Annotated in this window: 19 protein-coding genes; 2 read left to right on the top strand and 17 right to left on the bottom strand. The window is 43.4% G+C overall.

From position 1 onward, the window contains the following. Positions 1-32: 32 nt before the first annotated feature. From Q4549_RS19360 to Q4549_RS19325, 8 genes are all read right to left on the bottom strand, one after another. Positions 33-479: an acyl-CoA thioesterase gene (locus Q4549_RS19360; protein WP_137673939.1), complete on the bottom strand. Its 447-nt coding sequence runs from the start codon at positions 477-479 to the stop codon at positions 33-35. Positions 480-546: 67 nt separating this feature from the next. Next, a complete protein-coding gene (gene prsR, locus Q4549_RS19355; RefSeq protein ID WP_137673938.1) occupies positions 547-1,893 on the bottom strand; it encodes a PEP-CTERM-box response regulator transcription factor in 1,347 nt (448 codons plus the stop codon). A 41-nt stretch (positions 1,894-1,934) separates the two neighbouring features. Further along, a complete protein-coding gene (gene prsK / locus Q4549_RS19350) occupies positions 1,935-3,974 on the bottom strand; it encodes an XrtA/PEP-CTERM system histidine kinase PrsK (protein ID WP_303554013.1) in 2,040 nt (679 codons plus the stop codon). Positions 3,975-4,028: 54 nt separating this feature from the next. Next, complete coding sequence (locus Q4549_RS19345; RefSeq protein WP_303554015.1) at positions 4,029-5,099, bottom strand: XrtA/PEP-CTERM system-associated ATPase; 1,071 nt, start codon at positions 5,097-5,099, stop codon at positions 4,029-4,031. Positions 5,100-5,101: 2 nt separating this feature from the next. Next, a complete protein-coding gene (locus Q4549_RS19340; protein ID WP_303554017.1) occupies positions 5,102-6,589 on the bottom strand; it encodes a TIGR03016 family PEP-CTERM system-associated outer membrane protein in 1,488 nt (495 codons plus the stop codon). Further along, on the bottom strand, positions 6,543-7,439 hold the full coding sequence (locus Q4549_RS19335) for an XrtA-associated tyrosine autokinase (RefSeq protein ID WP_303554018.1): 897 nt from the start codon (positions 7,437-7,439) through the stop codon (positions 6,543-6,545). Before Q4549_RS19335 ends, Q4549_RS19340 begins: the two co-directional genes overlap by 47 nt. Continuing rightward, the gene (locus Q4549_RS19330) at positions 7,436-8,998 is read right to left on the bottom strand and encodes an XrtA system polysaccharide chain length determinant (protein ID WP_303554020.1); all 1,563 of its coding nucleotides are present in this window, start codon (positions 8,996-8,998) and stop codon (positions 7,436-7,438) included. The genes Q4549_RS19335 and Q4549_RS19330 overlap by 4 nt, the downstream gene beginning before the upstream one ends. A 17-nt stretch (positions 8,999-9,015) precedes the next feature. Next, complete coding sequence (locus Q4549_RS19325) at positions 9,016-9,657, bottom strand: XrtA/PEP-CTERM system exopolysaccharide export protein (protein ID WP_303554022.1); 642 nt, start codon at positions 9,655-9,657, stop codon at positions 9,016-9,018. Positions 9,658-9,937: 280 nt separating this feature from the next. Between Q4549_RS19325 and Q4549_RS19320 the strand changes: the two genes are divergently transcribed. Both Q4549_RS19320 and xrt read left to right on the top strand, forming a co-directional pair. Beyond that, complete coding sequence (locus Q4549_RS19320; RefSeq protein ID WP_137673931.1) at positions 9,938-11,341, top strand: TIGR03013 family XrtA/PEP-CTERM system glycosyltransferase; 1,404 nt, start codon at positions 9,938-9,940, stop codon at positions 11,339-11,341. Between the two features lie 3 nt (positions 11,342-11,344). Continuing rightward, positions 11,345-12,781, top strand: coding sequence for an exosortase (gene xrt, locus Q4549_RS19315; RefSeq protein ID WP_303554024.1), 1,437 nt, complete (start codon positions 11,345-11,347; stop codon positions 12,779-12,781). Here the strand turns inward: xrt and Q4549_RS19310 are convergent. The 9 genes from Q4549_RS19310 to Q4549_RS19270 all read right to left on the bottom strand — a co-directional run bounded on the left by Q4549_RS19310 (position 12,758) and on the right by Q4549_RS19270 (position 22,679). Further along, complete coding sequence (locus Q4549_RS19310; protein WP_303554026.1) at positions 12,758-14,296, bottom strand: hypothetical protein; 1,539 nt, start codon at positions 14,294-14,296, stop codon at positions 12,758-12,760. The two genes, xrt and Q4549_RS19310, sit on opposite strands and share 24 nt — an antisense overlap. A gap of 92 nt (positions 14,297-14,388) precedes the next feature. After that, the gene (locus Q4549_RS19305) at positions 14,389-15,396 is read right to left on the bottom strand and encodes a polysaccharide deacetylase family protein (protein ID WP_303554028.1); all 1,008 of its coding nucleotides are present in this window, start codon (positions 15,394-15,396) and stop codon (positions 14,389-14,391) included. Next, positions 15,386-16,594: a hypothetical protein gene (locus Q4549_RS19300; protein ID WP_303554030.1), complete on the bottom strand. Its 1,209-nt coding sequence runs from the start codon at positions 16,592-16,594 to the stop codon at positions 15,386-15,388. The genes Q4549_RS19305 and Q4549_RS19300 overlap by 11 nt, the downstream gene beginning before the upstream one ends. After that, positions 16,573-17,745, bottom strand: a complete 1,173-nt coding sequence (locus Q4549_RS19295) for a glycosyltransferase family 2 protein (protein ID WP_303554077.1) — start codon at positions 17,743-17,745, stop codon at positions 16,573-16,575. Before Q4549_RS19295 ends, Q4549_RS19300 begins: the two co-directional genes overlap by 22 nt. A 2-nt stretch (positions 17,746-17,747) precedes the next feature. Next, positions 17,748-18,275 carry a serine O-acetyltransferase gene (locus tag Q4549_RS19290; protein ID WP_303554032.1) on the bottom strand — a complete coding sequence of 176 codons (528 nt, stop codon included), beginning with the start codon at positions 18,273-18,275 and terminating at the stop codon, positions 17,748-17,750. Then, on the bottom strand, positions 18,272-19,477 hold the full coding sequence (locus tag Q4549_RS19285) for a glycosyltransferase family 4 protein (RefSeq protein ID WP_303554034.1): 1,206 nt from the start codon (positions 19,475-19,477) through the stop codon (positions 18,272-18,274). Before Q4549_RS19285 ends, Q4549_RS19290 begins: the two co-directional genes overlap by 4 nt. A gap of 6 nt (positions 19,478-19,483) precedes the next feature. After that, positions 19,484-20,059 (bottom strand): polysaccharide deacetylase family protein, encoded by a 576-nt coding sequence (locus Q4549_RS19280; RefSeq protein WP_303554036.1) that lies wholly within the window; start codon positions 20,057-20,059, stop codon positions 19,484-19,486. A 156-nt stretch (positions 20,060-20,215) separates the two neighbouring features. Then, positions 20,216-21,343 (bottom strand): glycosyltransferase, encoded by a 1,128-nt coding sequence (locus Q4549_RS19275; RefSeq protein ID WP_303554038.1) that lies wholly within the window; start codon positions 21,341-21,343, stop codon positions 20,216-20,218. Next, on the bottom strand, positions 21,333-22,679 hold the full coding sequence (locus Q4549_RS19270) for a phenylacetate--CoA ligase family protein (protein WP_303554040.1): 1,347 nt from the start codon (positions 22,677-22,679) through the stop codon (positions 21,333-21,335). Before Q4549_RS19270 ends, Q4549_RS19275 begins: the two co-directional genes overlap by 11 nt. Positions 22,680-22,894: the final 215 nt, after the last annotated feature.

The following is a 22,894-nucleotide window of genomic DNA, read 5'->3' as shown; positions in this document are numbered from 1 at the left end:
GCAGGCCTTTTCTTTCTCACTAGTAAAATTAATTACACCTTTTCCATTCGGCGCTGACGCCTGCGCAAGGCATCACTAAAGCGGCGTTTGGCGACTTCGGTTGCGGGCTTTAATGGTGGAACCTCCGCAGAGTTACCTTGGTCGTCTACAGCTACCATGGTAAAGAAACACGAATGTGTATGGCGAACGGTTTGTTCTTTTAGGTTTTTAGCTATGACCTTAATGCCAATTTCCATTGAGGTTCGGCCGGTATAATTCACCGACGCAAGAAACGTTACAAACTCGCCAATTTCAACTGGGTTCTTAAATAGCACTTGGTCTACCGACAGCGTTACAGCGTAATTACCGCAATACTGAATGGCAGTGGTATAGGCCACTTCATCAAGCTTTTTCAACATGGCGCCACCATGCATTTTACCCGAGAAATTGGCCATTTCTGGAGTCACTAATATATTCATTTCTGTTTGCGAATTGTCCATCAGGGGCCCAATTGTTTGTTGCGATAAGGCTGCTTAGCAGCCTTGAGTGTTGATGTTACTTTATGAATTAGTCGGTTTTTAATCCGTACTTTTCTAATAAAGAATACAAGGTAGGTCGAGTTACGCCTAACAAGCCAGAGGTATTAGAAATGTTCCCATTACTTAAGGCTAATGCTTTATTGATAGCTTGTTTCTCGGCAGCCTCACGCACATGACGTAAGTTTAAGGCGAGCTTGATTTGCTCTTCATCACCAATAGGCAAGGCTAAATCTTCTGCGGTGATTTGCTTGTTGTCTGCCATAATCACTGCTGATTTAATTTTGTTTTGCAGCTCTCGAATATTGCCTGGCCAGCGGTGGCTGGTTAAAGCCGTAATGGCATCATCGCTAAAATTATTAATATTACGCTGCATTTGTTTATTGTAGCTCTGCAAAAAAGCCCGCGCCAATAACACCACATCTTCTCCACGTTCTCGCAATGGCGGAATATTGATGGTGATTTCACTGATTCGGTAAAACAAATCTTCGCGGAACTCTTTTTGCTCAACCATGTTCTGCAAGTTTTGGTGGGTTGCACAAACAATTTTCACATCCACCGGGATCTCTTTACGCCCTCCAACTCGCTCTACAATTTTTTCTTGTAGGAAACGTAGAATTTTAGCTTGTAAGGGGTATGGCATATCACCAATTTCATCGAGAAATAAGGTGCCGCCGTTGGCACACTCAATCTTTCCTTCAGTGGTTTTATGTGCCCCAGTAAAGGCCCCTTTCTCAAAACCAAACAATTCACTCTCCAGCAGATTCTCTGGAATAGATGCACAGTTAATGGCAATAAATGGTTGGTCTTTACGAGGGCTTTGCTGATGAATAGCTCTCGCAAGAACTTCTTTACCGGTACCACTTTCGCCTAGCAACAAGGTAGTGACCTCGGTAGGAGCAATACGCTCTACCATACGGCACACTTTTTGAACCTCTGGCGAGTTACCCAAAAAGCCATTGTTATCTAAAGAAGCCCCTTTTAGCGCTTCATTCTCTAGCTCAATATTGGCGACCCAAAAGGCGCGAGCGATAATAACCGAGAGAGTATCGTCATCAATTGGCTTTTGATAAAAGTCATGCGCCCCCATAGCAATAGCGCTAAGCGCATTGTCTTTCTCTTCGTTGCCGGTAATCACAATGACTTTAAGCTTAGGGTTTAGCTCAAGCATTTCTTTGAGAGTTGCTAAACCCTCACTGGCGTTGGCTTCATCGGGCGGTAAACCAAGATCTAAGGTCACCACTTTAGGTTCGTAACGTCTTAATGCGGTGATCGCTTCTTTACGATCACCAGCAATAATTACTTGGTAGTCGCTAAAGCTCCATTTCAACTGTTTTTGAATACCTGGGTCGTCTTCAACAACCAGTAACGTTTCCATGTTTATTTCATCCGTTTACGCAAGCTCGCAGCAACTGCCAGCTAAATTTTATGAATTGGTAGAAACAAGCGGAATAAACTTCCCTCGCCTACATGACTCTTAACTTGTATATGCCCACCCAGCTCTTCAACAAAGCGCTTTGCATCATAGGCGCCTACACCCATGCCAGCATTACCCTTGGTGGTATCAAATGGCTTGAATAAGCGCGTATCAATAAACTCTACGCTCATCCCTTCGCCGTTATCTTCAACCTCTACGATGCAATCTTTGTCCTGAGAGCTCGCTTTAATCATAATCTCGCCAGAGGCTTGAGTAGCGTCTTGAGCATTTTGTACTAAATGAGAAAGCACATTAATAAAACGCTCTTGGTCGCCAACTAACTCAAAGTCGTCTTCTAAAGAAAAACGTAACTGCGGCTTAGGTTGGCCCATTGAACGCGACTCTACGACCTGCTGCAGTGCCTTTTTTAATAAAAAGGGAGCGACCACAGTATCTACCCGTTGCTTTTTACTTAAATGCGCCACTACTTTAGCTAAACGATTTGCCGCCGAATCTACGGTTTCGAATGCATCATCAATAAACTCTGGATTGTGTTTATGTTTAATAGCGTTTTTAGACATTAACTGCAACTGCGCCAACACGTTCTTTAGATCGTGAACCAAATAAGCCGACATGCGATTAAAGGTATCAAACTGCTGACTTTCGGCTAGCGCTAAGTTAGAGCGATGCAAATTTAGGAATACTGCTAACTGGCGGCTAATCGCGCGCATTAAATCTCGGTCTTCCCAGTTAACGCTGTGGATAGCGGTAGGTGATGATAATAGAATTACCCCTTTAAACCCTTCACCAGTGCTAGTGGGAACCAAATAACTAAACTTACTGACTTGTTGCAGCATCTCAGAGGAAACCGTAAACGGTACAACGCTAGAGTCTTCTTTCAATTCGTCTATATCAATGATCCATTGATGTTCAATCGCTTGGAAGGCCAAGTGCTCTAAACACAGTAAAACTTGTGGGTCATCATCTGCGACGTTATAACAAGATTTCACCGTAAAACGACCGTTCTCAATAATTGCCAAGCTAGCAAATTGGCAGTCAAATGGTTGGTTAATGGCTTTTAGTGCAATGTTATAAGGAGATACACCGTCTTCTTCCAGAACGGCGGCAAACTTCATCCACTCTTCGCGGTACTCATATTTATTAGCAAAGAAATGTTTAGTAATTTGCACCTTAAGCTGCTTACGCAAACGCTCAGATAAAAACAAACTCACCAGTATCAGGGCACTTAAAGCAAAGAAACCATTTTGTGCCATGCTTCCCCAATCACCACCCGCATAGCGAATGTAATAGCCCACAAGCGCCATCATGAGTAAGTAACCACCAGCCACTAGCAGTAAGGTACTGTGGTAGATAACATCACGAGAAACGTAAATCTTGGTAGACCAACGCTTAATTCTACGCGCGCTTAATAGCACTAATGGGGCTGCGAGAACGGCAACAAAACCGCGCAAACTCCAAAAATCAAAAGAAATCCCCGATGTGATCAGTGCATTCGCATATAAGGCAAAATCAAAAGCAAACATGCCACCAAGGCCTAAACACATTGGTTTAATGGTTGGGCGCGCGTTGACTTCAATTCTGCGGTAAAGCTGCTCTATTAGCCATAAACCAATAACGGTTTGCGCTAACTGAGTTACCAGCCAAAGCTGATTTAACGGTAGGTTGCTAATCGCCACGAAGAGTTGCAAGCAAGCGGTAATGAGTAGCCCGAGAAGAACACCTTTTCTGCGCCATGGGCCGTTAAGCATATTAGTTAGCTCAAAGCGAGGAGCTATGGTGGCGTAAAGCAGTAGAAACCATAAACCATTACGGATAGTTTCAACCGCATAAAAGTAGCCTAAGGGGAAGGCGAACCGAATTTGACAGGCCCCAACGGCGGCCCAAAGCAGAGTAAAAAATACCACCCAGCTGAGAGCTTTACGTTGAAAACCGCTTTGTACGGTCGTTAACAGCAGCAAACTAAACAGCAAATACACCACTGCAGCTATGCTGTATCCCAATAATCCAACAATAATACTCAAATGAGATCTTCCATGTATTAACTAGGGAGTATTTATAAAAGCGTGCGGCTTTGCCTAATTGTTTTCGCTTAACTCAACGATTTCTTTGCGCTTCTTTTCGATCATTTTATCTAAGTAGCGAATGATTTTTATCTTTCGCAGCACCACTTCTTCAAGGTAACTAGACACGTCCAATAGGTTGGCTTTAATTTGATTGTCACTAAGTACTGCACCGCGAGCCAGATTTTGCCCATCCATGGCGCTTTCATATTGGCGCCCGAGCACTTCGTCAATATCTGAAACACCTTGTTGTTCTGGCGTACCTTGTAGCGATCCAGAAAGCTCGCCCCCCATTTCTTCAATCACTGAAGCAACATCAGCATGTGAAATAGTATGGAGGTCTTCAAGAAAAGCATACAAAAACAAGCGATCAGCAAAAATGTTAATTTTCCGCGGAATCCCTTTGGTAAAGTCTGCAATTTGTTGAAAAATATCGTCATCCAATTTTGGATTTTCGTTCCAGCCGACTTGTTTTAAACGATGCAGAATATAACCTTGAGTTTGCTCCGCATCTAATGGCTGAAGGTGGCAAGAAGCAATAATTCGCTGCCTAAACTGCTCCATTTCAGGTAATTCAATAATCGGCTTAAGCTCTTCTTGCCCTAATAGAAAGCTTTGGAACAAGGGCTTATCATTGAGCTGAAAATTAGACAGCATTCGCAGCTCTTCTACTGTTTCAGCAGGCAGATTTTGAGCTTCATCCACCACCAATAGAGCACGTTTGCCTTGTTTGTTTAGGGTTAATAAATATTGCTCAAAACGTTTAAGAATATCGGCCTTATTGAGCCCTTCTACGTCAATATTAAACTGTGCGGCAACTAAGCGTACTAACTCGTCTGGGTTAAGCTTGGTCGTGGCAATTTGCGCGGCAACAATCGAGTCATCAATTGAGGCCAATAAACTACGGGCGATGGTGGTTTTACCGGTACCAATTGGCCCAGTGACAACAATAAAGCCCTCTCCTTGCGAAAGGCCATAACGTAGATAAGACACTGCGCGGTCATGGTGCGGACTAGCAAAGAAAAATTTAGGGTCTGGGCTAAGCTTAAATGGTTTATCACTTAAGCCAAAAAAAGATTCATACATGCTTAAAACTGCTTAGTCGCGTTAATCGATACTCGGTTTTCGTCATAGTTTCTACCTGCAGTATTTGAGCTACGATGGGTATATTGGTAGCGGTACGTGAGAAAGAAACCCTCGATAAGGTCTTGATTTAAAGATAAATCATAGCGGCTATATTTATCAATTTGGTCAGTGCCGTTAAGGCGGTCAAATGTGTAGTGATCGTAATCAAACCCAAAGGCTATGGTCAAATTACGACTAAGCTTGTGGTCAAGGCCAATACCGCCACCGTAGGTAATGTCTTTAATAAAGTCACTATCACTGCGCAAGCCTTCGCGAGTTTGATGACGCAATTCAACATCGATGCCTGACCGACGTAAATTTAAATCAGTGTTCCAGCGAAATGTTTTATCTAACTTTTGCTCTTCTACGCTATCACCTTCTACAAAGAAACGGCGGTCAAAACTGGTTGGCTCTTCAATGTAGCTAATGTCTGTTGTTACGCGGCGCTTTTTGTGGTTAAAAGTGAACTCATAAGCGTTGCCGTAAAAGCGTTTGCTGTACTCGAAAAACAGCTTAGTTCGACGGTTAGGTTCCAAGTTTAGCGCGGTACCTACATAATCATCGTTTTTATCTTTATCTAAGGAAAAGTTATAGCTGAGTTCTAAGTAACTTAAGCGTGAGCGAAAATAGCGAATAGCTGGGCCCCAGCTTTCAGATTCACCGACTTTTTCAGAAGAACTCACGCCTTCTAGGTAGCTTTCTGCGTAATAACGGATAAATGGGCTGAAGCCAGAACGCTGTTGCAGACCAAACTCACCTTTATACTTTACGTTTTCGGTTTCTTTAGAGTTACCGCGTGCCTCGCGTTTGATATAACTCGAATCCACTAACCAGAAAACAGTATTAACCTTTTGGCCATTCTTAAACAGCAAAGAGCCGTCAAAATCATTATTGTTACCACGGTCATCTTCGTAACGATATAAACTTGCACCCGCTCGAGCGCTTAGATCTATCCATTTACGGCGATTGGACTGGTAACTCAACCCTAAACCTAGCTCACTACCTTGAATTAAATCCCCAGAGATAATATCTGTAATGGCATTACTGCTTACTTCTGCTGGCAAAATATCAATCGATGCAATCGCATCAACACTAAAACCTGATTTACCTAATTTTTTGTCAGCAGCAAAATCCAACTCATGGTAGAGCTGGTTTTTGTTTGAGTCATAGGAATGGTAGGTTTGACGAGCTTGGTAGTCTAAGGATATTTCTCCGTCTTTACCGATAACTTCAGATACGATGCCTGCAGACAAAATACCGATTTCGCCAGCCTCAGGAGACTCCTCACTTAAACCCGCATTGTCGGTATAAACTAACTCGGCACCAATCTCAGGGCGAAACTGCACTTCAGCAGCATAAGCTGAAGTAGACAGTCCTAAAGCGATAGCAAGCGCAAGAACAACACTAGGCGCTGCGTTCTTCCTCATATCCATAGCCGTATCCGTAGCCATAACCGTAAGTCCCTGTTTTTCCGTGCACTGCTTTATTCAATACGTAACCAATCGCCAGCTCTTCACTAAACTGCGATACCGCTGATTTAATTGCCGCCATCTTAGTACTATCTTGCTCTACCACTACCACTGCCTGACCAATAAAGTTAGACAACACAACGGTTTCATTCACGCCTAATATTGGTGGGCTATCAAACAATACAACGCGATCCGAATAACGGCTATTCAGCTCTTGAGTCAGAGAGCGCATTTTTTCACTCGCTAACAATTCGTTGCTCAAGTGATGCGGCATGCCGGCAGGCATAATTCTTAGATTAGGAATATTGGTGTGATAAATCACATCAGCAACATCATTGGTTTGCCCTAGCAAATACTCCATTAAGCCCATGTGCTGGCCAATGCCTAAGGTTTTACTCACCGTCGGTTTAAGCACATCGGAGTCAATTAACAACACCGTTTTATCTTTTTCTAAGGCTAAGCTAAGCGCTAGGTTAATTGAGGTGAAAGTTTTACCTTCACCTGGGTTAGCGCTAGTCACCATTATCAGGTTACTTTTGTTTTGTGGGATTAACCCCGGCTCAAAAGCATTTTTAAGCAGCTTACGTTTAATACCGCGATACTCGTCGCTAAGCATTCTGGTTTCGCGAGAGCGAATGTCAGACAACATACCCAAACGTTTCAGTACTGCTGAATCAATTTGTAGAACCGGTTTATCGACTCTTTTGCTTGTCGTTGTCGCAGCCTCAGTTTCAGGAACTGCAGCTTGCTCTGCTGCAGGGATATCTATTGGTGCTTGATTGGCTTGGGCTTGCTTTGCTAGCTTACCCATTGCTTTTTCTATCGTGCTCATAGCAAACCTACTCCACCTAACCCTGCAATAATCTTATTGTGTAATCCGGGTAGCAAATTAATCACCATAAACCCTACAAAGCCACATAACAAAACGGTATTTGATAAGACAAATAGCCGCATTTTGCGCTTTTCTATTTTCATCAACCCAGAACTTTCAGTCGCCGAAACCACACCCAGCACCGGATAGCCAGTTTGCTGATATAACTGTTGTAGGCTTGATACCACAGGATTTATTTGACTAAACGCAAACGACATACCGCCGCCAACCGCGAGAGCAAAGATTAATACTCCAGCAATTAATAATGGTCGCTTCGGCCCAGAAGGAACAAGAGGTACGCGAGGTGCATCAATCACTCTAAACTTAATGTCATCGGTTGTTTTACCGGCGCTTTGTGAAATTTGCGCGCTCTCTCTACGAGACAAGAGATCTTCATATTTCGATTTAGTGATTTCGTAATTACGGTTTAGGCCAGTTAACTTCGCTTCAACATCAGGCACCTGACGCAGCTGTTCTTGCAAAGTATCTACTTTCTCAGCGTGACGCTCTTCACGCACTTTTAGCGAAGCCACTTCATTCTCTAGCTGGCTCACCGTAATTTTTAAGTCTTGGTAAATGACCGACTCAGACGCGATAGCAGCAGGTGTTTTAGCTGTAGTAATCGCATTGTCTTTTTGCTTCTGCAAAGATTCAATCTGGCGCTGAACCTCTACCACATCAGGGTGGCGCTCTGTATAGCGCAGCAGCAAATCATCTAAGCGCGTTTGCATTGAGATAATACGGTCATCAAACTCAGTACGAACTCTGGCTGTTTGCTGTGACGCTAACAACTCTTCGCTAGCCAATTGAGAACGTGCAGACACCAATTTGGTTTCAGCTTCACTTAGCTCCAAACGGGTTTCTTCAAGCAGCTTTTTAACCCCTTCCAAGTTACTATAATAAGTTGACTCTTTACCAGGTAAGAAAGCAGTGTATTCTTGTTTGAATGACGCCAAGCGCTTTTCAGCTTCAATTAGGCGTGTTTCATATTCTTCAATTTGCTGGTTAATAAACGAATTAGCGGTATCAGTATCTTGTCGCTTTTCTCCAAGAGTATTTTCAACAAATACATCTAGCGCTGCTTGCACAACATCGCGTACATATTGGGGAGAATCGGCCACGAAAGTAATAGTATAAAGATTCTCTCGGCGGGTTTTATCGATGTCGATCTTTTCTTTCAAATTATCTAATAGCTCATCGTACTCAGCGCTATTGTTAACCCGAACGTCAGCATCACTCGCCCGAGCAATCTTCTCTAGGTTGTTACGACTCAGTAAAGTTTTAACAATCATCGCCAGTTCCTGACTAGGATCGGTCTGAATGGCTAAACCTTTCAACAGAGGTTGCAACAACGAACGAGTGTCTGCGTAGACCCTAGCCTCAGCAGTATATTGATTTGGCATCAATGTTACCGCTATCCAACCAATTGGGCAGATGATCCACAAAGCGATTAAAATATAACGGCGTTTTAACCATACCCCTCGCAGGTATTGCAAAAAATCCTCAATTAACTCTTGCATTTAAACGACTACTCCGACTAAAACCAAGCTTCTGGGATAATAATAATATCGCCAGGAAGAACATCTACATTGGCTTCAATCTCACCATCTTGTATTAGTTTGCCTACACGCACGTTATAAGAGCGCTGCTCTCCACTTACTACTCGAACCAAACGAGCATTATCACCGTCGGCGTACTCGGTTAAACCGCCCACCTGAATCATTACATCAAGCAGTGTCATGTCTTCGCGGTAGTTAATGGCTTGCGGTTCAAAGGCTTCACCAATAACCCGAACTTGCTCGCTAAACGGCCCAATAAAACCTTCTACCGTTACCGTTACAATCGGGTCACGAATAAATTCGGCCAATTCAGATTCGATAAGACGGGCTAGTTCAGTCGGCGTTTTACCCGACACTTCTAGGTCTTCCACTAAAGAGGTTGAAACCATACCGTCTGGGCGAACAATAAAAGTGCCTGAAATTTCAGGGTTTCGCCATACAAAGATATTTAGTTCATCACCCGGTCCAATCAAGTATTTATAATCGGCGGGGTTTTCGGTGAGCGAAGGGTTAACCGACGCACTAGGTAAGGTGGGTAAATTGTGTGAACATGCGCTAAGGAAAAGCCCTAACGCCATTACCGAGAGTAGTTTAACTACCGCTTGATTTAGTTTTTTCATAGCACTATCCATTACGCTGAGTGTCCATCAAATAACATTGATTGAGAAAGTCCTTTTTCCCATGATAGTGTGCGGGGACGCATGTTGTAAATCTCTTGAGCTAAATAGTTTTAATATATCGATATTTATCTTCAGGCCGTTGTAAATGTAAAGCTAAGGTAACAATTCTGCTGTTAACTAAAGGCGCACAAGTAGAACCGATTTTTTGTGGCTCTGTGTTTAAATCTCGGTATACTGGTCAATCTTAAAATTTAAATTTAAATTGTTTCAAGGAAGAAGCGTGGCTGGTTCGAAATTTCACAATCTAGATCCTGGTAGTAGAGCAATTATTCTCGCCGAATTTTTATTGCTCATTGGGGTTTTTGTCATCGGCGTTGAGCTTCTTCGCTTCAGCGGTTTTGAAGGTATTCCTGCCTACGGTGAGGGTATCTTATTGATGCACTGCCTAGCATTTACCTTTCCTATTCAACTCTCCATCCTTTCTGTTGGCTTATACAACCAAAAAATACGTGAAACCTTTCGAGGAGTCATTCGTCGACTGTTAGTGAGTATTGCTTTAGGTTACTTTATCTCTTCGGTTGTATATGTATTAACGCCGCTTGATGTATTGCCGGGTAATTTCCGTGAATTACTTTACGCAGCCGTAATGATGGGCCTGACTACAATTCGTTATTTCGCCTTGAAAATGCAATACGAGCATATGGGCAGAAAACGCATTCTAGTTTTAGGTGCAGGTGAGCGCGCGAGCATTATTGAAAAGAGAATGCGCCGCAAGTCTGACCGAGTTAGCTTTGAGATGGCAGGTTTCATTAGTATGCCTGGTGACTCTGAAGACGGCATTAAACGTGAAACCATCCTTGAACTCGACCAACCGCTTGAATCTTATGTTCTCGCAAATGGCATTGAAGAGATAGTGATTGCCGCAGATGAGCGACGCGCTAACTTGCCAGTGGACAGCTTATTTCTATGTAAGCTTCGCGGCGTAGAAATTACCGATATCATTGACTTTATCGAGCGTGAATCAGGGCAAATTGCAGTAAACCTTATTTACCCATCTTGGGTTATTTATAGTAACGGTTTCCACTCTACCAACTACTTACGTAGTTCTTTAGACTGGGTGTGTAATACCTTTTTAGGCTTAATCGTATTGTCTCTAACTTGGCCGCTGATGCTAATTACTGTCATTATGATCAAGCTAGAAGAAGGTATTAAAGCCCCGGTCCTGTATTCGCAAGAGCGAATTGGCCTAAACGGTCAGCCATTTAATATTTTTAAGTTCCGCAGTATGCGTACCGACGCAGAAAAAGACGGCGCTAAATGGGCTCAGAAAGAAGACCCTCGCGTAACAAAAGTAGGCAACTTCATTCGCAAATACCGCATTGATGAATTACCACAAATTTACAATGTATTGATCGGAGACATGGGCTTTGTAGGTCCTCGTCCGGAACGCCCAGCGTTTGTAAAAGAATTAGTGTTATCGATTCCTTATTACAATCAACGTCACAATGTAAAACCTGGTTTAACCGGTTGGGCGCAGCTTAAGTATCCATATGGAAGCACTGAAGCCGATGCCTTAGAAAAGTTAAAGTTTGACCTGTATTACATTAAGCACCGCAGCTTCTTACTGGATTTATTGATTCTAGTAAGAACCGCAGAGATCATCTTGTTTGGTAAAGGGCGCTAATTTTTGGAGCCAGATAATGTAGGGCAAGAGCACGCTAATAGCGGTAATCTTCAAGCTATAATGGTCTTAGTGGTTACCGCATCAGTTGCTTTGCTATTTTGGCCAGTGCTATTGGATGTTTGGCGCTACAGTTTTGATGACGGCACCTACTCACATGCCTTTCTCATTCCTTTAGTAGCACTTTATGTGCTTTATGATTGTCGACAAGAACTACAGTTTCGCCAAGCTCCTAGTCTTTGGCTAATCCCTCTGATTCTTTGCCTAGCTTTAGAGCTGCTGCTGTATTTGAGCCAAATTAGTCTACCGGTGCGCGCCCTACTCCCTTTCGTATTACTGTTTAGCTTATTGAGCGTATTTAAACATCACAAAAGTTTATATGTGTACGCTCTAGTCATGTTATTTGCTACACCAATTTGGGGGATTCTATCCCCACCACTGCAGACACTGTCTACCAATGTTGTAGAAATGGTGATGGCCTATACCCACGTACCGAGCTTTTTTGAAGGCAATGTGGTGTCTATTCCTTCAGGTCGTTTTGAGATAGCGAATGGCTGTAGTGGCTTGCGCTACTTTATTACTTCGTTGTTTTTATGTTTGTTGTATATCTATTTTAATATTCGAGGCGCACGTAAAGCTGCTACCTTTTTTGTTGTGTGTATGGTCGGCGCGTTATTGGTTAACTGGGTACGTATCATCATTATTATTCTGGTTGGTCACGAAACCCAAATGCAAAGTGACTTAATTCACGACCATAATAATCTAGGCTGGTATTTATACATTCCTTACTTGCTGTTTGCTTTTTATGTCGGCGGTAAACTCGCTGAAGATCCTTTACCACGAGCGAAACCTGTTGAAGTAAGCCAGCCTTCACCAAAAGTATTTGCGTACTTCATTCTTGCTCTATTGGTTTTCTCTCCAAGCCTATTGGATTGGCCAGTGGTTGATGCGAATCAGCTAAACAGCCAGCAGACACCATCAGAAGTCCTCTACCATCGCTCTCTCCAAGTGAGCCAATACCAATCGGTAGAGCATCAAACGCTTTCTGTAGATGATATAGAGCTACAGCAATGGGTGTATTTATTTAGTGGCCTTGGCTTAGACAACAAAGCATCATTTTATTTAAATGAAGTGGTGCCTGAGAATATGCGAGTGAAAAAAACTGAGAATACCCTTCGCACTAACTTTGTATACTTTCGCTCAAGAGCTAATCAACCAGCCCTGTTAGCCTATAGTTATGCGGGCGCTAACGGCTTGGTGGCCAATAGAGGCGCACTTAGATCTCAGCGCTTTTCAGAGGTACTAGCAGGCAAGCGTAAGAGTGCTATTGTAGCCGCTTCAGTCTTGTGTGCTGACGCTAGCTGTACTCGCGAAAGAGCGGCGCTAGAACAGCAATTAGGTTTGTTTGAAAACACCGAGTTATTGTTTCAAGATCCAAGTTAACGAACCGTTACTGGCAAACCACCAATTAAATTTTCTTAGTGGTTTTAAGGCCCAAGCCGGTTGGCCAGCAGCGGTTTTACCTTTTTTATTCATCGTTCCATCGCACGTTTTTAGCAGTTCCTGCCCAAGTAAGTCTAATAAAAACTCGTCTTCGCCACGTTCACGCTTCAAATATACAGCCTTATAAACCATGCCCACTACGTCACAAGCATGTTGCCGCTCGGTCCAAGAATTACGGTCTTGAAAAATAGATTTTTTAAAGAACACTAAATAATCTGGGATATAAAGAGTCTTACCTTTGTATTCCACAGTATATAGCCCTTGTTGAAGCAGCATTTCTGCAAAATCTACAATCAATTGAGCCGCTTGCTGATCGTTAGTTAACCAAAAATAACGCCACAACTGTTCTACTACCAAAGCACTCATCCATGGGGAACACACCATCTCTTGACTGTTTTTATTAGAGTGTGCCTTCAAGCTATGCTTTAAACAGCCGCCCTGTCCGGGAGCGGGCACCCATAGATTTTGTTTAATTCCACTCAGTAGTTGCTCAATCCGGCTTAACGATTGCGCAGTGCTATCGAGCTCCCATTGATTTAGTGCCAAACCGAGCGCTACCGACAAGTGCCGCTCGGTCCAAAACCCTAGTTTGGTGCTGTAAGTTGCTGGCCACTTAAGCCCTTTCGGCGTCATATTCTCAATCGCTAGCTTGGTAGACAGCTTAGGGTAAAACAAATAATCAATTAGCAGCCCAGCACTTAGCATGTACTTAAGATCTGCTGAGCCCTTCAAGGAAAAGTCTCCATTAGAATCTAACTGACTGATAAAAAACTGTGCTTTTTGGTGAGCCGTTTTTTTCCAACGAGAGTCGACGGTTTTAAAATACAGTTGATAGAAAGTATACGGCCTATCATATAGCCATGGCGCTGCGCTATTACTGGGGAGCGTCGTTTTCTTCGCTGGGTCTTTGGGTTTACTAAGCTCAGCGATAAGAGCCTCATCACCGCTATAAGCAGCATAACGCCAATACGCGTTATCAAACCAACCCCAATCGATATTGTTTGCGTTGTAGATAAGTGGTGAGTAAAGCGCTGAGTTTAACCATTTTTCAGTAAAATTAGCCTCAACCAATAGGGCTTCTTCTAGTTTTACTCCATCATTTGGTTTTGTGAGATTTTTTGCCCAGCGAATTTCAAGTTCACCAGTATCCAAACCTTCGACCTTAAATAGTACGCCTCTATAAAACTTAGCGCCTCCTACTTGCGGCCAACTAAGATGAGCCGAAGCGCTAAAGTCGAGTGTTTTCCCTGATTGGCTGAGTTCAAAGCCCAGCTGATTTGAAATAGTGAAGTTGGGAATCGGTAACACAAAGTAATGGTAAGGTTTGCTGCTTGGTATCGATGAGATGCTTGCTTGAACTAAACCCTCTTCTGCTGCCGAGACTTTTAGCGTTAACAATAAAAACAGCATCAAGGCTGGAAAGTAGCTTGTCGATTTATTAAGGGATTTGCACATTTCTACCATTCCTGATTATGACTAAACGAGGCCAAGAAAAACGGTCTCTCATCAAGTAAAGTGCAAATCAAGAAAGTCGGCAAGTTAGCCCGCTAACGCGCTAACTTGTCATGCAACGCCATCACTTGAACTTTAAGCGACTCTACGGATTTATTGCCATCAACTGAAATACGTTTTAGTGAGTACGCACTTTGCTCTGTCAGCTTAGTGTTAATCCCGTTCATAAAAGAAAATGCGAGACGATAGCCGCATTGCTTAGCCATCTCTTGGGTCTGCTCAGTAAAGCTATCCGTTCTGCCAACGGGATACGCTAACATACTCACTGAGTTGCTCAACTGGTCTTGAATAAAGATACGTGACTCATGCAATTCTATACGTTGTTGCTGCGGCGTTAAGTGAGCCAAAATGGGATGACTTTGAGTATGCGATCCTATCGTCATCCCAGCATCAGCCATCTCTTTAAGCTGTTGCCAATTAGCAAACAAACTGTTGGAGCCGGGCAAAACGGGCGCTTTGCATAGCACTCTAAGTTGAGCTAACTTTTCATCCATCGAAAACTGCTGATCAGCTTTAAAAGCATACAGCACTTTACGAATATTTTGAGTTTCATTTTTGCCCGTTAAATCAACCGCATCAGGCCAATGTTCTAGTTTTAACTGACTAAGCTGGCAATGCTTAACCAGCCAGGCAACTTCATCCCACCAGGCAAAACTTCCGCCATCGGTATATTCGGTCACCACAAAAAACACAGCGCTTAAATCATGCTTTTTAAGCAAAGGGAAAGCATGCTGGTAACTGTCGATATAGCCATCATCAAAAGTAATCAATGCATAAGGCTTGCTAATCGGTTTATTCGAATCTAATAGGCTGAGTAACTCAGATTCATTTACTACCGTGAACTCTTGTTTGTAGAAACGTAAATGCTGCTCAAACTGTTCTGATGTGCAGCTAAAAACATTGGGATCAAACTCGCTAAAGCGAGCATCGCCAATCCGGTGATAATTAAATACATACACCCCTGGTGAACGCTGCTGCCAGCGCTTATCAGAAACGGTACGTGCACCAAATAAGAACTTCCTTATTTTGGCTTTACTCAGCATCGGCATGCTCTTCTAAGGTTTTATAGTGTGGCGCTTTAACCACATAATCCCTATAAAGGTGCGGGTTGCCTGTTTCACCAGCTTCTGCCGCTTTGGCCATGTTGTACATCTCTCTCGCCGACACATAATGCAATACATAGTTGCTACCGTCATTATACTTGCTCTCTAGGTAGCTACACATGTCATCGAAAGGTTTACCTAATAAGGTTGGCATGTCTGCTTCTTGAGTACCATGAGTATGGATCTTGATGAAACGCCATTCTGGCCGGCCCTCAACATGAATATTGGCATTGACCCATAAATCTACACGGTCTTTGGTCGGCATCATGCTGGTACGGATATCGGAATTTTCAATTTGTGGGAAAATCCCCTTTTTGCGGGCTTTCCAGTTCAAATCTAAGGGGCCGTTAATCAACATCAAATCCCCCCAAGTTTCACCACCTACTTTCACCATTTTGCCGGTATTGTGAGATTTAGGCGCATGTGGGTCATCTTTAGCGTAGTAAATAGCATTAACCGTTGCAGGTTGCGTAACACTCGGTGCAGATGGGAAAGTGTAGTCGACAAAACAACCGGTTTCTCTTAGTACAATTAGCTCATCATTTACCCCACAAAGCTTCCCATCGGGGTGAGAGTTATCCAAGGTCCAGTTTCCATGAATAAAGGCGTACTGTAGCTTCCCAGAGGTTTCACAACGGACAAAAGCCCCATGTTTCTCATGTAACAACTCAGTGAAAACTTCTAGGGTTTTACGCAGATTATCACTGGTATCATCGTCATGATGTAAGTGAATTTCAATCTCACCAAAGCCTCGTGCACATAAATCGGCTACTTTGGCTAAATGTTCAAATCGGTACTCTTCTTCTGGGTAGAAAAAGGAATGCTTAGGAAAGTAACCGTCTGCATCTTTGTGTTTGCCCGCAACTTCTGGGTACTCGTTAAACCACCGGTCAACCCTAGCTCGTTCTTGTTCCAAGCTAATATTCTTGCCCCACTGCGGCTCGTAGTGGTCAACAAAACAGAACAAAACATGCGTAGGCCCTTCAAAATGAGCTTTCGGCCTAAACTTTTGCTTTAAGTAATGAGACAGCCACAAATGCATGTGTTTTTTGCGAATAATAAAGCTTACCAATGCAGCCCCAAGCAGCGCCAGCAAGAAGAAAATAGAAAAGATGATCACCGTGAAGTCCTTTGCCATGTGCCTTGCACATTTTTAAACAAGAATGAGTAAAAGCCTTTTAATAAAGCCATGTTCATTGATACAAAAAAAGTTAAAAAAGCGATGCTACCAGGTAGGCTTTTTCCCTGCTTACTCCGGCTATTTCCCCACGCAGCGACTAAGTAGCCGGCGATTTGAATGGCCAATAGGCCGGTGTACCATGCTTCTGTGACTAAAAGTACATTAGAGACAAGCGCCACTAGCATTAAATGCGGAGTAAACCAGCGCAACACCTTATGGCTAAGGTAAGAAAAGAAACGCGCACCTTGTAAAGGGTTTAGCGCCCACAAACAGCGTGTGAAAGCTTGATAGTTACCAGTACCAATTCGAATACGACGCTTTTCTTCGTCATGAAGTGAAGGAGCCACTTCTTCGTAAGCCACTGCGTTTGGCTCATATAAGACCTTTTTGCCTACTTTAGATACGTTCATAACAATCATAAAGTCATCAACAATCGTGTTGGCTGGCAGGGCTTGATAGAGCGGTTTAGCAATCGCATAAATAGCGCCATTCGCTCCAAGTAACGCGCCAAGACGGGACTCATGAAACTTAAGCATTTGCTCATAACGCCAGTATATACCGTCTTTGTTATCTTTTGATTCAGAGTCGACTAAATGCAACTCACCGCATACCGCTCCAATATCGTCGCTATCGAAATGACGGACCAAATTCTCAATGGCATCGGCTTCAAAATGTGTGTTTGCATCAGACATCACCAAAATCGAATCTTCGGCCAGTTCAACGAGATCATTAAGCACATTTATTTTGCCGCGGTTTTGCTCAAAAATATGGGCCTTAAAGTGGCTAGCGTCCACTGCCGTTAAAATATCGGCGCTAGAATCAGTACTGCCATCAGAACCAATATGAATGGTTAGTTTATCTTTAGGGTAATTAAGCTGCAGTAAGTTATCGATGCGCTGCTGCAGGCATTGCTCTTCGTTGTAGGCGGCAATAATAATTGATACTGAAGGCCAGTTTTCGGGCTCATCAGAACGACGTTCATAACGACGCCACAAATAGCGAGTATCCCGAATAGCTTGTTTAATACCGCTCACAACCAGCAATACTAAGGGGTAAATAACATAACTATAAGCGATGAGCGCAACCGCAATCCAAAAAATTAGCTCCATCACTATTGCTCCGCTTGTTCGGTTGTTCGCTGATACGGACGAGCAGGAATCCCTAGCATGGTCACGCCCTCTTCAGCTGATTTGGTGAGTACTGCATTGGCACCAATTTTCACCTTATCAGCAACGTGTAAATCACCAATTATTTTAGCGCCAGCGCCGACAAAAATATTCGAGCCTAAGCGCGGAGATTTGCCTTTTTCATCACCAATGACCACCCCACTTTCTAAAGTGATGTTCGCTTCACCTTGTACCTTGGAGTTAATCACAATGCCTACCGGATGCATGATCACAAAACCTGGGCCAAACTCAGCTCCACTGCCAATAACACAGCCATTGATATACTTATTCAAGCATTGAAAAAAGTACGCTACTAAACCTAAACGATGAGTGGCAAACCAGCGCATACAGCGGTAAAGGATATTGGCACTTGAACCGTCAGCCATCACTATTCGCAACATGCTCACATCAGCACCGTCTTCCTTAAAGATTTCTTGTTTTCGGCGGAAATCAGCTTTCAATCGTTCCATCATTTCACCAATGTTAATAGTTGTTCAGCGTTGTGGCGCCATTGCCTTTCGCGCTCTATATAAGCGCGCGCTTGTTCGCCCACTAACCGTTGTTGATCTGGCTGCGCAGATAAGGCTAAAACTTTCTCAACACAAGCTTCACGGTCATTGGCTTTAAATAGCCAACTGGTTTCGCCGTCTGCCACTACTTCATCAATAGGGGTAAAGTCTGGTGCTACCATACCTTTACCCATAGCCATAAATTCAAACAACTTCATCGGCGAGCCATAATCATTTGAGTCGGGTAAAATACCAAAATCCATCGCCGACAAATACGTGGGTACTTGGTCATGAGCGACTCGCCCTGGCATAATAATTTGCGATTCGGCCCCAGCACTAGCAATGCGTTGCTTAATACTGTCGTAACAGGCCCCATCACCCACCAGCAACAGCACTATATTGGGATAATCTTTAAGGCGCTCTGCTATCAGGTCAACAAACCAATCAATACCGTGCCAATGCACAAATGCCCCCACATACCCCACAACGACCTTGTCTTCTACCTTAAGCTTTTCACGTAGTTGTTGGGCGGCGGGTTTATCTATTACAAACTGGTCTAAGTCAGCGGCATTCGGCGAAATAACCGAGGGTGCTATATCTGGGTAGGCATCTTGCGCGACTTGCTGGAAACGGCTAGAAATAAATACTAACCCAGTCGCATTGCTAAATATCCAACGTTCTACCGAGCGGGCAAAGCGTTGAAAAAACAGCTCTCGCACACGATGTACCAAACAAGAGTCATTAATCTCCAACACGATAGGAATATTGTGTCTTTTAGCCCACCACACACTAGCAAACATAAACAACGAATAGCGTTCATAAATAAGCTCGATATTTTGCTGCTTAACCGTTTTACGTAAACGCCACCATGCGAGCAAATTAAAAGCCAACTCAAATAATTCGAACACAAACTCGGGGGTATATTTGGTTAACTCTGTTAAACGAGAAAACAAGCCTTTCTTTAAAGGAGGCTTCGCCGCGCTGCTGGGCTGCTGGGCTGCTTCTTTTGGCCCTGGAGTGGTAGGTAGCTCTTCTTCTGGGTCGGCACCGGGTAACGACAGAATACTCACTTTATGGCCTAATTCTCTCAGCCCTTTTACCACCCCGCGAATATGTACGCCTTCGGCACCTCTGCCACGTGTACGATGGTGGAATAAAATATTCATTTTAACTTAGCTCTCCAGTGCTTTAAGTTCAAAACCTTGCGCTTGCCATTGCGGAATAAGCACCGCTAATGCGTCTATGCACAAGTTATTGTCATCATGAAATAAAATTATATCGCCAGCAGTAACCGGCTGGTCGTTAAAACGTTTAATCAATTGCTCGGTAGGTTCTTTTTTATAATCAAGAGAGTCACGGCTCCAATGCACAGCGGTAATACCACGGCGAATCAAATAACGAAGTAAAGAAGAATCCCAACGGCCTTGCGGCGAACGAAATAAGCGACAATCAGTATGAGTTAGCTGCTTAATCGCGCTGTTAGTTTTTTCAATTTGCTGATTACGTTCAGTAATAGAGATATGGTCAAAACGTGGATGATTGTAGGAGTGATTCGCGAGGGCGTGACCCTCTTGAACTATTTGACTAGTTAACGCTGTAAACTTTTCAGCTCTAGCACCCAACACAAAGAACGTCGCTTTTGCTTGATGTTTAGCCAGTAAATCAAGTAACAAGGCCGTAAATTCGGGATATGGGCCGTCATCGAAGGTGAGATATAAAGCCGGCTGTTGCGCGCTTTTTTTTATCAAAAACCATCGGTCTGGTAAAACTTTATCTCGTATAAGATATTTGATCTTACTTAACATCAACTACAAATCCGTTTGAGCCAATCACATCGCGTTAAAACAAGCTGTTCAGTGTAACAAAATACCAGCTTAGCCCCAGCAATTCATTAACTTATCTTTTTAAGCTTCGCCATTTTTCAACATGCTTAAAAACTGCTGCTGATTAACCTGCCAAGAAAAACGACTTGCATGCTGCTTTATGGCTTGTCTGTCCCAGTCACTAGTGAGTATTTTGGTTAATCCCACCGCTACCGCTGCGCTATCTTTAGGAGGGATCAACACCCCGCATTGAGATGCATCCATCACCTCAGGGATCCCACCTACAGTAGTTGCTAAAACTGGGGTACCGCAAGCCATTGCTTCTAATACTACGTTAGGTACTCCCTCAGCATAACTAGGCAGCGCTAACAATTGGGCATGGCTAATCCACGCAGGTAAAAGCGCATGTTGCACGGACCCCAAAAAGTGAACACGTTCTGCCAAACCATCGGCCTTGGCCTGTTGCTCAATAGTGGCTTTCATTGCCCCCGTGCCCGCATAGACTAATTGTAACTCAAGATGTTGAACAGCCACTTCAGCAAAACCCTGATACAGCTCCATCACCCCTTTATCGACTTTTAAGTTACCCACATAAAGTAAGTAATTTTGAGCAAAAGGTCTTTTGGTATCCACACCAAATTTTTGATGGTCAACACCGTTGTAAATCACCGATACCTTGTCTTGGTTAATACCCAAGTTTGCCATTTCTTTGGCTAGCGCTTGAGAGACAGACAATATACCCAAAGCATTTTTACTAGCATGTTTAATCTGTTTGGCTCGAGCGGGGTCTTTGGCCAATTGGTTTATATCACTACCATGAACCTTAAAGAAAAAACGCGCGCCAAACAGCTTAGCCAACCAACTGCTTGCCACCGCCTCAGGAAATGCCCAGCTAGCCATAATAATCTTAGCTTGCTTGCGCTTTAACCAAAAACCACTATGAATTAACAGCGACAAAAACATCATAACGCTATAAAAACGGCGGCCTATTTTAGGTGTATAAAAGTACGGTAGGTAACGTACTGCGTCACTTTGAGTAATCTGCTTGCGGTGTTTAAACCATTCGGGAAACGCTACCGGCACCAAAATGCTTAATGCGTATTCGGATTTAAGCAGTTCAAACTGTTGATGATTAAACTTAGCTCGATTGGGTTCCCATGGCAGTGGGTACAAGTTGGTAATGATCACCATTGCAGGATTAGACTTCACAGATGGTAACCCTATGTTTGCCGCTGGCAGTAAGCGGAATATCGTCCACTAGTTCGAAGTGTAAAGTAAGCTCACCGCGGCTATATTTATTGATCTCTTCAGTAATCATTGCTTTGTCGCTATCACCAAATTGTTCGTTAGCCACAATTTTCATGGTCACTTGATCAATCTGCTGCTGAATGATTTGGAAGCGCGAAATACCCACAAACTCTTTAAACAAATGCGGAAACAATTCCCCGGGAATACTTCCACCCGATGGGGTCTTAATAATATCGAGCTTGCGGCCATCAATACTTGCCATAATAGGTAAAGGGTTGCCACAACCACATGCGTCCTCCACCAGCGTAGCTCTGTCACCGTTGACATAGCGAATCAAAGGCATCCCATAATTGTATAAATCGGTCACCAGTAAATCACCGCTACTACCGGTAATCGCCTGCCCTTCGCTATCAATGGTCTCCACTACCAAGTGGTCCACATTAATATGCAAGTTACGCTGCTCTTGGCAATCGGCCGCCATTAGCATGAACTCGCGACAACCAAAGGTGTTATAAACCGGGGTGTGAAATGCCCGTTCTATTTCTTCGCGCTGAAAATCATGCAATGGTTCTGCGCCGGTTAAAATAGTACTCGGCTTCCACACTTTAATATTGTTGTCGTTAATGTAACGCGCCAACTCAAACAAGGGGTTTACATAAGACACCATCGCAGTAGGTTTGTAGGCGTTAATGTCATCTACATATTGCTGCTTGTTATTGTTATTCATAGCAAATGAATTAAGCATTTTACGGTTATAAAAACCGTGGTATAGCGCATTTTTGATTAACTTAAAGCGTGAAGGTTGACCTAAATCAGCCCCCCAAAGATAGAGCGTTTTTTGGCCCAAACCCGCACCTAACCAACCATAACCACGCCACATCACCGCTTCTCGGCGTGTATTGCTATTCAGGTCTAATTCAAAATGAAACGGTTGACCAGTAGAGCCCCCGGTAGATTTGCGGATGTTGTTAGGATGCTGATCAGATACAAATTCAGCATAATGCTGTTTAATATCATTTTTAGTCACTATAGGCAGCTGCTGAAAATCGCTTAGGCTGGCAATATCCCTGAGATCGTTAATGCCCGCTTCAGCCCACACTTTTGGGTAGTATTGAGTATGCTGATAAGCATGAGCCAACAGCTTTTGTAGCTCTTGCCATTGATGCGCTAACAACTGTTCTTTAGACCATGTTAGCCGTTGTTCATAGCCGTTTAGGTGATTGAGTAATTGTTTACCTTTAATTGCCTCATAGCTGGGCATTAAAATTTTACGTAAAAAAGATGGGTAAATGGCCATCAGTGACTTCCATATCCGTATGTTGAACAATCGCTAAGGTTTAGCACGCGAAAACAAAAAAGGCGCGTATTGTGTCAATAATCAATCGCTTGCTGTTTGGCCACTAGCCTAACATTTAAGCGAAGTACAAGCACCCTATATACAGTGCAGTACTGATGTTCTAACTCTGCACATCGGCGACATTTTGGCGCTAAAGCGCAAAAATTTAAACGCTT

The sequence above is a fragment of the Agarivorans sp. 2_MG-2023 genome (genome assembly GCF_030548085.1).
Lineage (GTDB): Bacteria > Pseudomonadota > Gammaproteobacteria > Enterobacterales > Celerinatantimonadaceae > Agarivorans.
This window is presented reverse-complemented; position numbering and strand designations above follow the sequence as displayed.

Bases quoted from the DNA above. Each gene is read 5' to 3' on its own strand.
- Q4549_RS19310 (WP_303554026.1), bottom strand. From the start codon at position 14,296: ATGTGCAAATCCCTTAATAAATCGACAAGCTACTTTCCAGCCTTGATG.
- Q4549_RS19270 (WP_303554040.1), bottom strand. From the start codon at position 22,679: ATGGCCATTTACCCATCTTTTTTACGTAAAATTTTAATGCCCAGCTAT.
- prsR (WP_137673938.1), bottom strand. From the start codon at position 1,893: ATGGAAACGTTACTGGTTGTTGAAGACGACCCAGGTATTCAAAAACAG.
- Q4549_RS19290 (WP_303554032.1), bottom strand. From the start codon at position 18,275: ATGATGGAACGATTGAAAGCTGATTTCCGCCGAAAACAAGAAATCTTT.
- Q4549_RS19295 (WP_303554077.1), bottom strand. From the start codon at position 17,745: ATGGAGCTAATTTTTTGGATTGCGGTTGCGCTCATCGCTTATAGTTAT.
- Q4549_RS19330 (WP_303554020.1), bottom strand. From the start codon at position 8,998: ATGCAAGAGTTAATTGAGGATTTTTTGCAATACCTGCGAGGGGTATGG.
- Q4549_RS19345 (WP_303554015.1), bottom strand. From the start codon at position 5,099: ATGTATGAATCTTTTTTTGGCTTAAGTGATAAACCATTTAAGCTTAGC.
- Q4549_RS19360 (WP_137673939.1), bottom strand. From the start codon at position 479: ATGGACAATTCGCAAACAGAAATGAATATATTAGTGACTCCAGAAATG.
- Q4549_RS19285 (WP_303554034.1), bottom strand. From the start codon at position 19,477: ATGAATATTTTATTCCACCATCGTACACGTGGCAGAGGTGCCGAAGGC.
- Q4549_RS19340 (WP_303554017.1), bottom strand. From the start codon at position 6,589: ATGGCTACGGATACGGCTATGGATATGAGGAAGAACGCAGCGCCTAGT.
- Q4549_RS19305 (WP_303554028.1), bottom strand. From the start codon at position 15,396: ATGCTGAGTAAAGCCAAAATAAGGAAGTTCTTATTTGGTGCACGTACC.
- Q4549_RS19300 (WP_303554030.1), bottom strand. From the start codon at position 16,594: ATGGCAAAGGACTTCACGGTGATCATCTTTTCTATTTTCTTCTTGCTG.
- Q4549_RS19335 (WP_303554018.1), bottom strand. From the start codon at position 7,439: ATGAGCACGATAGAAAAAGCAATGGGTAAGCTAGCAAAGCAAGCCCAA.
- Q4549_RS19325 (WP_303554022.1), bottom strand. From the start codon at position 9,657: ATGAAAAAACTAAATCAAGCGGTAGTTAAACTACTCTCGGTAATGGCG.